The sequence below is a fragment of the Streptomyces sp. WG5 genome, from assembly GCF_049974565.1.
In the GTDB taxonomy this organism is placed as follows: Bacteria; Actinomycetota; Actinomycetes; order Streptomycetales; family Streptomycetaceae; genus Streptomyces.
Genome location: NZ_JBNGGC010000002.1, coordinates 90,446 through 103,052, shown reverse-complemented (window position 1 = coordinate 103,052; position 12,607 = coordinate 90,446). Strand labels below are relative to the sequence as shown.

The window sequence follows — 12,607 nt, the reverse complement described above, 5'->3', positions numbered from 1 at the left end:
CCTCCATGACGTCTGGTGGCAGGCCGCGGTGAAAGCGCACGGCGAACGCGAGGGCACCCGCGCGTTGATCGCAGTACGGGCCCCGTACCCGGCACGGCCGACGCGAGAGGCCTCGAGCGCGAAGATCACCGCTCCGCCGTCGATCTGGGGAGTTCGCGACGGTCGACACCTATCGCGCGTCACGGCTCGGGTGTACGGTCTCGGGCCGAAAGGCTTTTGGGAGCGCTCCCACCCCGTTGTGTCCGCTGTGCACGAGGAGGAATGCAGTGAAACGCTTCTTGGCATTACTGGCGACCGGCGCGATGGCCGTCGGACTCACGGCGCTCGTCGGCCCTCCGGCCCAGGCCGCCATAGGGTGCAAGGTCGACTACACGATCACCAGTCAGTGGGCCGGTGGCTTTCAAGCCGGCGTGAAGATCACGAACCTCGGTGAACCCGTCAGCGGGTGGACGCTCCAGTTCAGCATGCCGGACGCCGGGCAGAGACTCGTCCAGGGCTGGAACGCGACCTGGTCACAGTCCGGCTCCACGGTCACCGCCGACAACGTCGAATGGAACCGCACGCTGGCCACCGGCGCATCAGCCGACCTGGGATTCGTGGGCTCCTCCACGGGTCCCCATCCGACGCCCACGTCCTTCACCCTCAACGGCACGACCTGCACGGGCTCCGTCACCGATCCGCCGACGGACCCTCCGGCCGACCCGCCCGAGGCCGACACCCCGTTGGCCGTCAACGGGCAGCTGCGCGTCTGCGGCGTGAACCTGTGCAACCAGTACAGTCGTCCCATACAGCTCCGCGGCATGAGCACACACGGCATCCAGTGGTTCGGCCAGTGCTACAACGATGCGTCCCTCGACGCACTTGCCGAGGAGTGGAAGTCGGACCTGTTCCGCGTCGCCATGTACGTGCAGGAAGAGGGCTACGAGACCGACCCCGCGGGCTTCACCGGCCGGGTGAACAGCCTGGTCGACATGGCCGAGGCCCGTGGCATGTACGCGGTCATCGACTTCCACACACTGACACCGGGTGACCCGAACTACAACCTCGACCGCGCCAAGACGTTCTTCTCGTCCGTCGCCGCCCGCAACGCGAACAAGAAGAACGTGATCTACGAAATCGCCAACGAGCCCAACGGCGTGAGCTGGACAGCCATCAAGAACTACGCCGAGCAGGTCATCCCGGTGATCCGGGCCGCCGACCCGGACGCCGTCATCATCGTCGGCACCCGCGGCTGGTCCTCGCTGGGCGTCTCGGACGGCTCCAACGAGAGCGAGGTGGTCAACAACCCCGTGAACGCGGCCAACATCATGTACGCGTTCCACTTCTACGCCGCGAGTCACAAGGACAACTACCGCACCACGGTCAGCCGGGCTGCCTCGCGACTGCCGCTGTTCGTCTCCGAATTCGGCACAGTGAGCGCGACCGGCGGTGGTGCGGTGGACCGCGCGAGCAGCATCGCGTGGCTGGACGTGCTCGACCAGCTGAAGATCAGCTACGCGAACTGGACCTACTCCGACGCCAACGAGGGCAGCGCGGCGTTCAAGCCGGGCACCTGCGACGGCACCGACTACAGCGGCAGCGGTGTGCTGACCGAGTCAGGTGCGCTGATCAAGAGCCGTATCAGCACCGCCGACAACTTCCCGACGAGTTGATCCCCGACGGGGCTCCGGAGTGTCCGGAGCCCCGCCCCGGCCCGGTGTGGAGTGCTCCCGGTTCCTCCCGCACCTCTCCCTCCCCCTCACGAGCACGGAGGAGAACGAGATGACGGACCACTCTCCCGCCACCTCCCTGTGCGTCAGCCACGTCGAGCTGTACGTCGCCGACGCCGAGGCCGCCGCGTCGGCGTTCGTCGACGGCTACGGCTTCCAGGTCTGCGCCACCGCCGAACGCGGGGCCGGACTCGAGGGCTCCTCCCGCTCCCTCCCGCTCCGCCAGGCCAACATCGTCCTGGTGCCGTCGCCCAGGCGCTCGACGACACCCACCCTGCCGCGCCTTCGTGGCGCGGCAGGGTAACGGCGGAGCCGGCATCGTGCTGAGCGCCGCCGACGCCCGCGAGGTCTTCGCCGACGCCGTCTCCTGCTCCGCCGTGCCTGCGGACGACGCCGAGACGCCGTCGACGTTGGCCGGGTGCAGGCCGATCGAGGGCTCGTCCAGGACGTACAGGACGCCGGTGGTGCGGTTGCGGACCGCGCGGGACAGCGCCGGCGTTCGTCCCCCACCTGTTGCCATCCACGCGGCACCGAGCGCAACCCGCGCGGAGCAACCTCACCGCTGCTTCATCAATGACGACAGAGGGGGTCGGGTTTACGGCCGACGATGGACGTATGCGCGAAACCCCAGAAGAACTCAACAAGCTCCAGTCCCTCCTCGACTCCTCCCTCTCCGGCTCGACCGCACACCTCCGCTCGATCGTCGAGGGCCGCACCATCACGGCGGCGCAGCTCACCGGGGTCCTCACCGGCATGTGCACACTCGCCCTCTCCACGGTGACCGCAAAGGGCGAACCGCGGATCAGCGGCGCCGACGGGCACTTCCTGCACGGCCGGTGGCACTTCGGCACGGCGCGCAACGCCGCCAAGGCCCGTCATCTCGCGGCCCGTCCGGCCGCCAGCGTCGCGCACATGCGCGGCGAGGACCTCGGCGTGTTCACCCATGGCACGGTGGAGGAGCTGAACCCCGAGGACGCCGAGACCACGGCCGACTGGCAGGAACTCCTCGCCTACTTGAAGGACTTCTACGGCGACGACGCCTTCGACTGGAACCGCGAGGCCGTCTACTACCGGCTGAACCCGCACTGGATGACCGTCTACGCCCCCGACCTCGACAAGCTCACCGGCACGTGACGCCGGGCCCGTCGACGAGGTCCTGCACCTGCGCGTACGTGGGTGCGGGGCCGGTCGACGGCGCGCCGTCGCGTACCGCCAGCGCCGTGGCGACGGCCTCGCCCAGCGCCCGCCGGTACAGCAGCGACCCGAGGCTGCCCCGCCCCCAAGCTCTCAACTCCGCTTCGCTGCGTTCGAGCAGGGGGCCGCTCGGCGTCTTGCCGGTCCAGGGAACCAGGAACGGCAAGGTCGCGAGTTGGCCCCGAACCCACGGAAGCAACTCCGCAGAGCACGACGACGGACCCTCGAGTTCCCACCGAGAACCCTTCAGTTTGCGTGAACTTACGGGACTCTCCCGGGGGTTGAGGAGCATCCGTGTCAGATCGTGCACTCAGGTCGTTTCACCATGAGAATGACGAGGAGTCTGCTGTCGTGCTCGGTTTCGTTCGGGGACGACGGCCGACAGGGAGGAGAGACGCCGGCTCCCGGCCGAGGCCGGCAATGTCGCACCGCACTCGGGACTGGGTGCTGGCGTCGCCTTGTGCCCCGTGGGCTAAGCTGTGCGGCCATGAATACCGGGACGGCATCGCGCCACACACGGATCGGTGACCCGGTGCTCCTCTGAGCGCCGTGCGGGCCGGTGCGGGCCCGCTGTTCGATCGAGGATCTTTCGCTGCTGCGCGGGCTCCGCCTCCGTCGTGTTGATCACAGGCTCGGCACATCAACCACGACAGGAGGATTCATGCCCACCAAGACGTTGCAGATCCCCACCCCGGACGGCCGGGCCGATGCCCTCGCCGCCTTCCCCGACCGCGGCGAGCGGCACCCAGGGGTGCTGATGTACGCGGACGGCTTCGGTATCCGGCCCGTGCTGCGGGAGATGGCCCGCGAACTGGCCGGGCACGGGTACTACGTGCTCGTCCCCAACCTCTTCTACCGGCACGGCCCGGCACCGGTGATCGAACTTCCCGAGCACATCGGAGAAGAGGTCAGGCCCGCGCTCATGGCCCAGGTAATGCCCTTGATCGAGGCGCACACCGCCGAACGTGTCCTGAGCGACGCCAACGCCTACCTCAGGTTCCTCACCACCCAGCCCGAGGTCGGCGCCGGACCGGTCGCGGTGACCGGCTACTGCATAGGCGGCCTCCTGGCGATGCGCACCGCCGCGGCCCATCCTGGTCAGGTGGCCGCCCTCGCCGCATTCCACGGCCCCGTGGGCGCAGACGGGCCCGACGCCTTCGCCGAGATCACCGCCCAGGTTCACTTCGGCCACGCCGAAGGCGACCTGACGCCCCGGGCCCTCGGCGAGCTCGACCGGGCCCTGGACGCCGCGAAGGTCGACTACACCTCCGAGATCTACCCCGGCACCGTCCACGGGTTCACCATGTCCGACACCGACGCCTTCGAGCCCGCCGGACTACAGCGCCACTGGGACCGCCTGCTACCCCTCCTCGACCGCACACTGGCCAACAGCCAACTGACCGAGTAAGGGCCTGACCAGCCTAGAAGGCTGCTGGTCAGGCCCCCGGCATTGATTCTCCTTCGCTCCGGGCCTCGACCATTCGGCGGAGGCTGGTCCGTGCCGCGCCGAACTCGTCTGCCAGATCGGTGACGTGGCGCTCGAGGCGGGATTCCGCGGCAGTCCCTTCGTGCAGGTTCGCTTCGAGGCGTGTGTTGGCAGGTGGTGGCGCGAGCGACGGCGGCGAAGGTGATGTGGCCGCCGTCGCCTGTCATCTCTTGGACGGCTTTCAGGACGCGAGCGCGTTTCGTGCGGCTGCCGCGACGTCGGGGCTCGCGCTCCTCTCGACGAGCACACCGCCGTGCGCGGGCCAGGCACGGGCCGGGACCTGCCCGAGTACCGTCACTCCGGCCTCCCCCACGTGGGCGAGGCCGGGGCCAGCCTGCTGATGCCGATGGCCAAGCGGAGGGACAAGAAGCCGGAGAACGTCCGCCGTTGCTTCAAGCCCTCGCCCGACGCCGTCGCGGAGATCACCAGTCTCCTCGCCCCGGGTGACAGCAGGCGCTGATCGCGACGCCTGCTATGAGGCGGCGCCGGCCCACAGGTCGGTGTTGTGGGCCTCGATGAGAGCGCTGATGTGGGTGAGTGCGTCACTGACCGGCTGCGGGTCGAGTCGGCGTCCGTCACGCAAGCGCAGTGCGATGTGATCGTCAGCGGCCTCCTTGGCGCCGATGACAGCTTGGTAGGGAACCAGGCGGGCCTCTCGGATACGGGCGCCCAGGCTGCCGCGGTCCGGTCCCGCGATCTGGGCACGCAGCCCCAGCCGGGCGCAGCGTTGGGCGAGGGCTGCGGCGTTCGGCAGTTCGGTGTCGGAGATCGGGAGGATCACCAGCTGAGTGGGGGCGAGCCAGGCGGGGAAAGCACCGCCGTGCTGTTCGATGAGATGGGCGACGGCTCGCTCCACGCTGCCGATGATGCTGCGGTGGACCATGACCGGGCGGTGTCTGGCGCCGTCCGCGCCGATGTAGTGCAGGTCGAACTGCTCGGGCTGGTGGAAGTCGACCTGGACGGTGGACAGGGTGGACTCGCGGCCGGCGCCGTCGGTGACCTGGACGTCGATCTTGGGGCCGTAGAACGCGGCCTCTCCCTCGACCGCCTCGTAGGGCAGGCCGGAGTGGTCGAGGACGTCGGTCAGCAGGGCGGTGGACCGCTGCCACTTCTCGGGTGCGGCGACGTACTTGCCGCCGGGGCCTGGGAGGGACAGCCGGTAACGAGTGGGGGTGATGCCGAGTGCCTCGTACGCCTGGCCGATCATCTCCAGCGCCGCCTGCGCCTCATCGGCGACCTGGTCCAGGGTGCAGAAGATGTGTGCGTCGTTGAGCTGGATGGCCCGTACCCGGGTCAGCCCGCCGAGCACGCCCGAGAGTTCGGAGCGGTACATGCCGCCGAGCTCGGCCATCCGCAGGGGCAGTTCGCGGTAGCTGTGGGCGCGGGAGCGGTAGATCACCGCGTGATGGGGGCACAGGCTCGGCCGCAGGACGACCTGCTCCGAGCCGAGGTTCATCGGAGGGAACATGTCATCGCTGTAGTGCGCCCAGTGCCCCGAGATCTCGTACAGCTCCCGCTTGCCGAGGACCGGTGAGTACACGTGCTGGTAGCCTGCCCGCCGCTCGGCGGCACGGATGTACTCCTCCAGGGTGTGCCTCACGGCCGCGCCGTCGGGCAGCCAGTACGGCAGGCCGGCGCCGATCAGCGGATCGGTGTCGAACAGGCCCAGTTCACGGCCGAGCTTGCGGTGGTCGTGCACGGTGGTCATCGCGGTCTCCTCGCTGGTTGCGGAGCAAGTGACCGGGCCTACGACGAAGCCCCGGGGCACTTGCCCCGGGGCTTCGCATCAGATCATCTGTCAGCGCGCCGGGACACTCTCCGGCGTCGTCGTCATGGCAGCGCGCTTCATGTCGCAGACGTTAGCAGGATGCAGGCCCCGAAGTCCTGGCTCAGACACCAGGGGACAAGTAACCCGCTGGTAGCTCTCTGGGCTCGACGGCAGTGGTCTTCTTCGGCTGGCGGGGCAGGGACTTCTCCCGGGTCGAGGTGTCCGTACACCGTCGACCGGGGGACGCCGGATGACGACCGGCCCTGGTGATGAGTTTTCGCGACCGCACCCGTCACATGTATGACCGGACAGGGTGAGACGGAAGGATGACGTGATGAGCGCGGACCCCATGCTGGAGGAGCCGGGTATGAGCGGGCTGGGTACGCGCGGCCTGGGCGAGGCCGACGAGTCGGGGTTCTCGGGGCTGGCCGAGCGGCACCGGCGGGAGCTGCACGTGCACTGCTACCGATGCTCGGGTCGTTCGAGGACGCCGAGGACACCGTGCAGGAGACGTTCCTGCGTGCCTGGCGGCGGCGGGAGACCTTTCAGGGGCGGTCGACGTTCCGGGCAGTGGTTCACCACGTCCCTGCGGCGTGCATGCGTCGCACGCCGCAGGAGTCAGCGGCTACGATCGCCCCGCGCCGGATGCGCCGGCAGCGTGGACTTGGCGGATGAAGCGTCGTTGCCACGGTACTTCCACCGCACGGGGATGGTAATTCCGCCTCACCCATGTGACCGCTTCCTTGGGGTCCATGCCCTCGAAGACGCAGAGTGCCGAGAGCCCCGTACCAGTCCGGCCGATGCCGCCTCCGCAGCAGATCTCCACGCGTTCGTCCGCGGCCCGGTCGTAGGCGACGCGAAGTGTGCGCATCGCGTCCATCGGGTCGGCGGGAAGCCAGAAGTCGCGCCAGGGAATCCACAGGGACTCCCACGGCTGCTCGGGCGGCTCATGGTCCGTCAAGTGCACGGCCAACGTGGGGGTCTGTCCCTCCGGCAGGTCGTACCTGAGTCCGCGTCCGCGAATCGTCCGCCCGGAGGGGAGGGTGACTACCTTGGGATTGTCGGTGCTCCACATGTCGGTCATGATGAATTCCGTTCGATTGCTTCCGCAAGACGCCTGTCATGGCGGCCCTCCCCAGTGGGATCCGGGGAAGGACTTGTCAAGCATGGAGGACCAACGCGAAGGCCAGACCGCTCGGACGTGGTGTTGCCCGGGTGATGCCCACCGCCTGGCTCGTGGTCGGCTTCGCGGACGCCCGGCGTGTCGGCGTCCGCTCCCCGCGTGCCGGGTCAACCTCGCCGGATCGAACGCCACTGGGTACGGCTTCGGCGTCCGAGGCGAGGACGTGGCCCGCCTCTCGCCATGGGTCAGGCAGCGAGAACGAGGCTGTAGGGCGGCTGCGGATGGCCGCATGACGGTGCGGTGTCCGAGCGTGGCCGGATCGATCAGGAATCGAGAAGCGCGGGACACGGAGCCGCTTCTAGCCTGTTCGTCATGAACATCACCATACACACGAGCTCCCTGCCGCACGACGACCCGGACGCGTCGCTGGCCTTCTACCGCGACGTCCTCGGCTTCGAGGTCCGCAGCGACGTCGGGCAGGGCAGGATGCGCTGGATCACGGTCGGCCCGGCCGGTCAGCCCGACACGTCCCTCCTCCTGGCGCCGCCGGCCGCCGACCCGGGAGTCACCGAGGACGAGCGCCGCACCATCACCGAGATGATGGCCAAGGGCACCTACGGCTGGATCCTGCTGGCCACCCCGGACCTCGACGCCACGTTCGAGAAGGTGCAGGCCGGTGATACCGAGGTCGTCCAGGAGCCGACCGAGCAGCCGTACGGCATCCGCGACTGCGCCTTCCGCGACCCAGCGGGCAACCTGGTCCGCATCCAGGAGCTCCGCTGAACCGTGCGGGCATCGAGGCGGCCGTACCGGCCGGCAGTCGCCCGACCGACTGGTCGGCTCCGGCGGCCGGCCATCATCCACGAGCGCCTGGGGTGCCCGTCGAGGCGGGCACCCCAGGCGCTCGTAGCCGTCGAGGGAAGAAGAAGGAAAGGGGAAGCTCCATGTGTCAACCCGAGTGGCGACGTGCACGCGTCGAGGCGCAGCGCCTGACCGATCTCGCGAGGCTGCGCTGCGTCCGCGACCGGATCGACAGGGAGTACGCGCAGCCGCTGAACGTGGAGGTGCTCGCCCGCGACGTGCACATGTCCGCCGGGCACCTCGGCCGGCAGTTCCGGGCCGCGTACGGCGAGTCGCCGTACGCGTACCTGATGACGCGTCGCATCGAGCGCGCGGCGGCACTGCTGCGTCGTGGCGACCTCAGCGTCACCGAGGTCTGCTTCGCGGTCGGCTGCGCGTCGCTGGGCACGTTCACCACCCGCTTCACCGAGTTGGTCGGCATGCCGCCCGGGGCCTTCCGGCGCCGCGCGGCGGATGCGGCGGCCGGCCGTGCCGAGGCCACAGGCAGGGCCGGTCATGCGGGGCCCGCGGTCGTGGTGGAGGGGATGCCGGCGTGTGTGGCGAAGCAGGTGACAAGACAGGTCAGGAATCGAGAAGCCCCGGCCGTCGAGCAGCCCCTAGCGTGATGGCCATGGCAACCAACGCAACCACCGCATCCACCACGTCCCTCGCTTCCGTCACCCTCGAGGTGGCCGACCCCGAGGCCGCCCACCGCTTCTACACCGCCTTCGGAGTGGACACCTACATACGCCTGCGGGCGTCCGAGGCGCACTCCACCGGATTCCGCGGCTTCACCCTGGCGCTCACGGTGTCCCGGCCGGCCACCGTCGACAGCTTCCTCGGCGCCGCCGTGGACGCCGGCGCGGTGGTACTGAAGCCCGCCGCGAAGTCGCTGTGGGGCTACGGCGGAGTCGTCCAGGCCCCGGACGGGACGATCTGGAAGGCCGCGACCCCGGCGAAGAAGGACACCGGTCCGGCCACCCGCGAGATCGACGAGATCGTCCTCCTGCTCGGCGTCGAGGACGTGAAGGCCGGCAAGCAGTTCTACGTCGACCGGGGCCTGACCGTGGCCAGGAGCTTCGGCGGCAAGTACGCCGAGTTCGCCTCCGGCGAGTCCAGCCCCGTCAAGCTGGCGCTGTACAAGCGCCGTGGCCTGGCCAGGGACCTCGGCATCCCCGCCGACGGCACCGGCTCGCACCGCATCGTCCTCGGCAGCACCGTCGGCCCCTTCACCGACCCGGACGGATTCGCCTGGGAGGCCGCCACGTCGCTCACCCCCGCGCCGTCCACGGCGCCTGCACTGTCCTGACTCCCGGCCCCGGACTCCGCCCCGACCTGCCTCATCTCCGTACGAGAGGAATCTGCCATGCAGCCCACGAAGTCGTCCGCCGAGAACTCCGGCACGGCCGCCGAGCAGTACAACGGATTCACCGCCGAGGAGCGGTCCGCGATGAAGGAGCACGCGCAGGAGCGGAAGAAGGCGGCGGCGCGGCGCGGTTCGCGGGCGGAGAAGGCGGCGGCAGCGGAGCGGGATGTGCTCGCGAAGATCGCCGAGATGCCGGAGGCGGACCGGGTCCTCGCCGAGCGGGTCCACGCCATCGTCAAGGCCGCCGCTCCGGACCTCACGCCCAAGCTCTGGTACGGGATGCCCGCCTATGTCAGAGACGGCAAGGTGCTCTGTCACTTCCAGAGCGCGCAGAAGTTCACGTCGAGGTACGCCACGCTCGGATTCAGCGACCGGGCGGCACTCGACGACGGGACCATGTGGCCGACCGCCTACGCCCTGAAGGAGCTGACCGCAGCCGACGAACAGCGCATCAGCGCGCTCGTCGAGAAGGCGGCGGGCTGAAGCCGGCCGGGGCGGCACCGGCAGCTGACGGCACCTTCGCGACTGCCACCGTGGATGCCGGATTCACCGCGGCACCGCCCCTGCCGTGATCACCGCGGCCTGCGGCGGTCCGCTCCGGCCGCCAGGGCGAGGTCTACGCGTTCACCGCGGCCTCGCTGTGCCGGCCACGTGCGAAGTCGCATCAGGATGTTCCGGCTCGTTCCGCGACGTCTGGTCCGGTCGGGGAAGCAGGAGCGGGGTGGTCAGGATGAGCAGTCCCACGACCGTGAGAGCGGTGCGTGGGCTGGTGGCGTCGGCGAGCAGCCCGGCGAGCGCGGTGAGGACGGCAATGGACGCCTGCTGGCCGATCGACCAGGCCGACAGGGTGCGGGCGACGAGATGTCCGGGGGTGTGTTCGAGCCGGTAGGTGGCGAGCACTGGGCTGTACAGGCTCATGTTGATGATGATCGCCAGCTCGACGGCCATCACGGTGACGAGGCCGACGACGCCGGGACGGACGAAGGCCAGGCCGATCAGCCAGATGGCGCGCAGGGTGCCGACGGTCCGGAAGACCCAGTGCCGGCCGAAGCGGGCCACGGCACGGCGGGCCAGCCGCGAGCCGATGAGTCCGCCGACGCAGGGGGCGGCGAAGGCGAGGGCGTACTGCCAGGGTGGGAACCCAAGCCGGCGTAGCAGGAGCACGGCCAGCAGCGGCTCGGTGGCCATGATCAGACCGGTGACGAGCATGTGATTGAGGTAGAGAGGCCGCAGACCGGGGTGGCCCAGGATGTGTCGCCAACCGTCGAGCAGTGCGCCCACCCGGACCGGGCTCTTGCCGGTCGTTCGTGGTGCTTCTTCCTGGCCGCGGACCGCGGTGATACCCACTGCGGAGAGCAGGTAGCTGAGCGCGTCGGCCACCACGGTAGTGACCGGCCCGAACAGGCCGATCGCCGCCCCGCCCAGCGGTGGCCCCACTGCGATGGAGCTCCAGTTCGTGGACTCGAACCGCGCGTTGGCGACGAGCAGGTCATCCGGTCGGACGAGGGCCTTGAGACAGGCGCCGCTGGCCGCGTTGAACGCGATCTTAGCTGCGGCGACCACGACCGAGACCACCAGCAGCTGGACGAAACTGAGCCACCCGAAGGCGTAGGCGACGGGGATCGTCACCATGGCCGCACAACGGGCCAAGTCCATCATGATCATGACCGGGCGCTTGCGCCGGAATTCCACCCACGGCGCGAGCGGCACCGCGATCAGCGCACCCACCGCAGGCCCCACCGCGGACAGCGCGGACACCTCAGCAGGGCCGGCATGCAGCACCAGCACAGCGATCAGCGGCAACGCCCCGAACCCCAGCCCGGACCCGTACGCGCTCACCGCATAGGACGCCCACAGCCAGCCGAACTGCCGGCCCAACCGTCTCCTGCCCGCCATGCTCAGCGCGCTCCCTTTGATGGCTCCACCCGAACAAACTGACGTTGACGGATGAGAGGTAAGCGGGCGGGACAACAGCAGGTCAAACAACTGACCCGCCAGCAATCCACAACCATCAGTTGTTCACTAAGGTGAGTCGGCGTGGATCTCGAGGCAGTACGTACCTTTATCGCCGTCGCGGAAGCGGGTCAGTTCCAGAAAGCCGCCGCCGACCTGTCGATCACCCAGCAGGCCGTCTCCAAACGCGTCGCCGCGCTGGAGCGCACCCTCGGCGTGCGGCTGTTCACCCGTGCCCCACGCGGTGCTGAAGTCACCATCGACGGGCGGGCATTCCTGCCCCACGCACGCGAGCTGCTGCGCGTCGCCGAGCGTGCGGGCGAGTCCGTGCGCCCCGGCCGCCGTCCGCTGCGCGTCGACGTGATCGCCTCGCGCAGCGCGCAGTCGCGCCTGATGCGCGGCTTCCACCGTGCACACCCCGGGATCGACCTCGACGTGATGATGCTGTTCGACATCGAGACCGCCGTCACCGCCATTCGCTCCGGTGCGATCGACGCGTCCTTCCGCGCCGTCGCCGCGCCCGGCCGACCTCTTCCCGAGGACATCGCCTCCGTCCGGGTGCTCGACGAGCCGCTCCAGCTCCTCACCGGCCCCGCCCACGCACTGGCGGGCGCCCGATCGGTGACCGTCGCCCAGCTCACCGGGCACCGGATCTGGATGCCCGGCATCGCCCCCGGTACCGAGTGGGGCGCCTACTACGACGACCTCGTCGCCGAGTTCGGCCTCACCATCGAGGTGACCGGCCCCAACTTCGGCTCCGACGCGCTCCTCGACACCATCGCCGACACCCCGGCCCTGGCCACCTTCATGGGCGAGCACACCCGCCTCATCTGGCCCGCCGACCACGGCCTGCGCCGCATCCCGGTGACCGACCCGACGCCCGTCTACCCGCACTCGCTTCTCTGGCACCGCGACAACCCCCACCCAGCGCTGGCCACCCTCCGCGCCCACCTCGCCGCCACGACGGCCGGCCACGACGCCGCCGGGACCTGGGCACCGGGCTGGGTGATTCCGCGCTGAACGCCCCCGCACGCGCGGGCCGGCCCTGTCCGGCGCAGGCGGTCAACGGCGGGTGCGCTGCGCCGGGGCGAGCGGGCTGGGCAGCTCGGAGATCGCCTCGGGGGAGGGTTTGACGTAGCGGCGGGCGTTCTCCAGCTTTCCTGTGCCG

Annotated in this window: 14 protein-coding genes and 1 pseudogene; 11 read left to right on the top strand and 4 right to left on the bottom strand. The window is 69.7% G+C overall.

Annotated elements, in window-relative coordinates:
• Window positions 1–266 precede the first annotated feature (266 nt).
• From ACP4IX_RS02405 to ACP4IX_RS02395, 3 genes are all read left to right on the top strand, one after another.
• Window positions 267–1,652 carry a cellulase family glycosylhydrolase gene (locus ACP4IX_RS02405; protein ID WP_426525933.1) on the top strand — a complete coding sequence of 462 codons (1,386 nt, stop codon included), beginning with the start codon at window positions 267–269 and terminating at the stop codon, window positions 1,650–1,652.
• 109 nt (window positions 1,653–1,761) lie between these two features.
• Window positions 1,762–2,013, top strand: a complete 252-nt coding sequence (locus tag ACP4IX_RS02400; RefSeq protein WP_426554617.1) for a hypothetical protein — start codon at window positions 1,762–1,764, stop codon at window positions 2,011–2,013.
• A gap of 311 nt (window positions 2,014–2,324) precedes the next feature.
• Window positions 2,325–2,843 (top strand): pyridoxamine 5'-phosphate oxidase family protein, encoded by a 519-nt coding sequence (locus ACP4IX_RS02395; RefSeq protein ID WP_426525937.1) that lies wholly within the window; start codon window positions 2,325–2,327, stop codon window positions 2,841–2,843.
• Here ACP4IX_RS02395 and ACP4IX_RS02390 read toward each other — a convergent pair.
• Window positions 2,830–3,069, bottom strand: a complete 240-nt coding sequence (locus ACP4IX_RS02390; protein ID WP_426554615.1) for a hypothetical protein — start codon at window positions 3,067–3,069, stop codon at window positions 2,830–2,832. The two genes, ACP4IX_RS02395 and ACP4IX_RS02390, sit on opposite strands and share 14 nt — an antisense overlap.
• 495 nt (window positions 3,070–3,564) lie before the next feature.
• Here ACP4IX_RS02390 and ACP4IX_RS02385 point away from each other — a divergent pair, with 495 nt between their 5' ends.
• Window positions 3,565–4,311 carry a dienelactone hydrolase family protein gene (locus tag ACP4IX_RS02385; RefSeq protein WP_426525940.1) on the top strand — a complete coding sequence of 249 codons (747 nt, stop codon included), beginning with the start codon at window positions 3,565–3,567 and terminating at the stop codon, window positions 4,309–4,311.
• A gap of 259 nt (window positions 4,312–4,570) precedes the next feature.
• Window positions 4,571–4,849: pseudogene (locus tag ACP4IX_RS02380) on the top strand (site-specific integrase); the annotation flags it as partial.
• A 12-nt stretch (window positions 4,850–4,861) separates the two neighbouring features.
• On the opposite strand, the gene thrS reads toward ACP4IX_RS02380, so the two are convergent.
• Window positions 4,862–6,088, bottom strand: coding sequence for a threonine--tRNA ligase (gene thrS, locus ACP4IX_RS02375; protein ID WP_426554756.1), 1,227 nt, complete (start codon window positions 6,086–6,088; stop codon window positions 4,862–4,864).
• Between the two features lie 537 nt (window positions 6,089–6,625).
• On the opposite strand from thrS, the gene ACP4IX_RS02370 reads away from it, so the two are divergent.
• Entirely contained in the window at window positions 6,626–6,832 is a 207-nt protein-coding gene (locus tag ACP4IX_RS02370; protein WP_426554613.1) for a sigma factor, read from the top strand.
• Here the strand turns inward: ACP4IX_RS02370 and ACP4IX_RS02365 are convergent.
• A complete protein-coding gene (locus tag ACP4IX_RS02365) occupies window positions 6,783–7,241 on the bottom strand; it encodes a protein-tyrosine phosphatase family protein (protein ID WP_426554611.1) in 459 nt (152 codons plus the stop codon). The two genes, ACP4IX_RS02370 and ACP4IX_RS02365, sit on opposite strands and share 50 nt — an antisense overlap.
• Window positions 7,242–7,652: 411 nt before the next feature.
• On the opposite strand from ACP4IX_RS02365, the gene ACP4IX_RS02360 reads away from it, so the two are divergent.
• From ACP4IX_RS02360 to ACP4IX_RS02345, 4 genes are all read left to right on the top strand, one after another.
• Window positions 7,653–8,063, top strand: coding sequence for a VOC family protein (locus ACP4IX_RS02360; protein WP_266753339.1), 411 nt, complete (start codon window positions 7,653–7,655; stop codon window positions 8,061–8,063).
• Window positions 8,064–8,224: 161 nt separating this feature from the next.
• Entirely contained in the window at window positions 8,225–8,746 is a 522-nt protein-coding gene (locus tag ACP4IX_RS02355) for a helix-turn-helix transcriptional regulator (protein ID WP_426524335.1), read from the top strand.
• Entirely contained in the window at window positions 8,746–9,429 is a 684-nt protein-coding gene (locus tag ACP4IX_RS02350) for a glyoxalase (RefSeq protein ID WP_426554610.1), read from the top strand. Before ACP4IX_RS02355 ends, ACP4IX_RS02350 begins: the two co-directional genes overlap by 1 nt.
• A gap of 57 nt (window positions 9,430–9,486) precedes the next feature.
• Window positions 9,487–9,969, top strand: a complete 483-nt coding sequence (locus ACP4IX_RS02345) for an iron chaperone (protein ID WP_426524339.1) — start codon at window positions 9,487–9,489, stop codon at window positions 9,967–9,969.
• Window positions 9,970–10,110: 141 nt separating this feature from the next.
• On the opposite strand, the gene ACP4IX_RS02340 is transcribed toward ACP4IX_RS02345, so the two are convergent.
• Complete coding sequence (locus tag ACP4IX_RS02340; protein ID WP_426554755.1) at window positions 10,111–11,382, bottom strand: MFS transporter; 1,272 nt, start codon at window positions 11,380–11,382, stop codon at window positions 10,111–10,113.
• Between the two features lie 141 nt (window positions 11,383–11,523).
• Between ACP4IX_RS02340 and ACP4IX_RS02335 the strand changes: the two genes are divergently transcribed.
• Window positions 11,524–12,459 (top strand): LysR family transcriptional regulator, encoded by a 936-nt coding sequence (locus tag ACP4IX_RS02335; RefSeq protein WP_426554608.1) that lies wholly within the window; start codon window positions 11,524–11,526, stop codon window positions 12,457–12,459.
• Window positions 12,460–12,607 lie beyond the last annotated feature (148 nt).

Excerpts from the sequence above, each read along its gene's own strand:
- ACP4IX_RS02340 (WP_426554755.1), bottom strand. The coding sequence starts at position 11,382 with ATGGCGGGCAGGAGACGGTTGGGCCGGCAGTTCGGCTGGCTGTGGGCG.
- ACP4IX_RS02400 (WP_426554617.1), top strand. The coding sequence starts at position 1,762 with ATGACGGACCACTCTCCCGCCACCTCCCTGTGCGTCAGCCACGTCGAG.
- ACP4IX_RS02350 (WP_426554610.1), top strand. The coding sequence starts at position 8,746 with ATGGCCATGGCAACCAACGCAACCACCGCATCCACCACGTCCCTCGCT.
- ACP4IX_RS02385 (WP_426525940.1), top strand. The coding sequence starts at position 3,565 with ATGCCCACCAAGACGTTGCAGATCCCCACCCCGGACGGCCGGGCCGAT.
- ACP4IX_RS02345 (WP_426524339.1), top strand. The coding sequence starts at position 9,487 with ATGCAGCCCACGAAGTCGTCCGCCGAGAACTCCGGCACGGCCGCCGAG.
- ACP4IX_RS02395 (WP_426525937.1), top strand. The coding sequence starts at position 2,325 with ATGCGCGAAACCCCAGAAGAACTCAACAAGCTCCAGTCCCTCCTCGAC.
- ACP4IX_RS02360 (WP_266753339.1), top strand. The coding sequence starts at position 7,653 with ATGAACATCACCATACACACGAGCTCCCTGCCGCACGACGACCCGGAC.
- ACP4IX_RS02355 (WP_426524335.1), top strand. The coding sequence starts at position 8,225 with ATGTGTCAACCCGAGTGGCGACGTGCACGCGTCGAGGCGCAGCGCCTG.
- ACP4IX_RS02370 (WP_426554613.1), top strand. The coding sequence starts at position 6,626 with ATGCTCGGGTCGTTCGAGGACGCCGAGGACACCGTGCAGGAGACGTTC.
- ACP4IX_RS02365 (WP_426554611.1), bottom strand. The coding sequence starts at position 7,241 with ATGACCGACATGTGGAGCACCGACAATCCCAAGGTAGTCACCCTCCCC.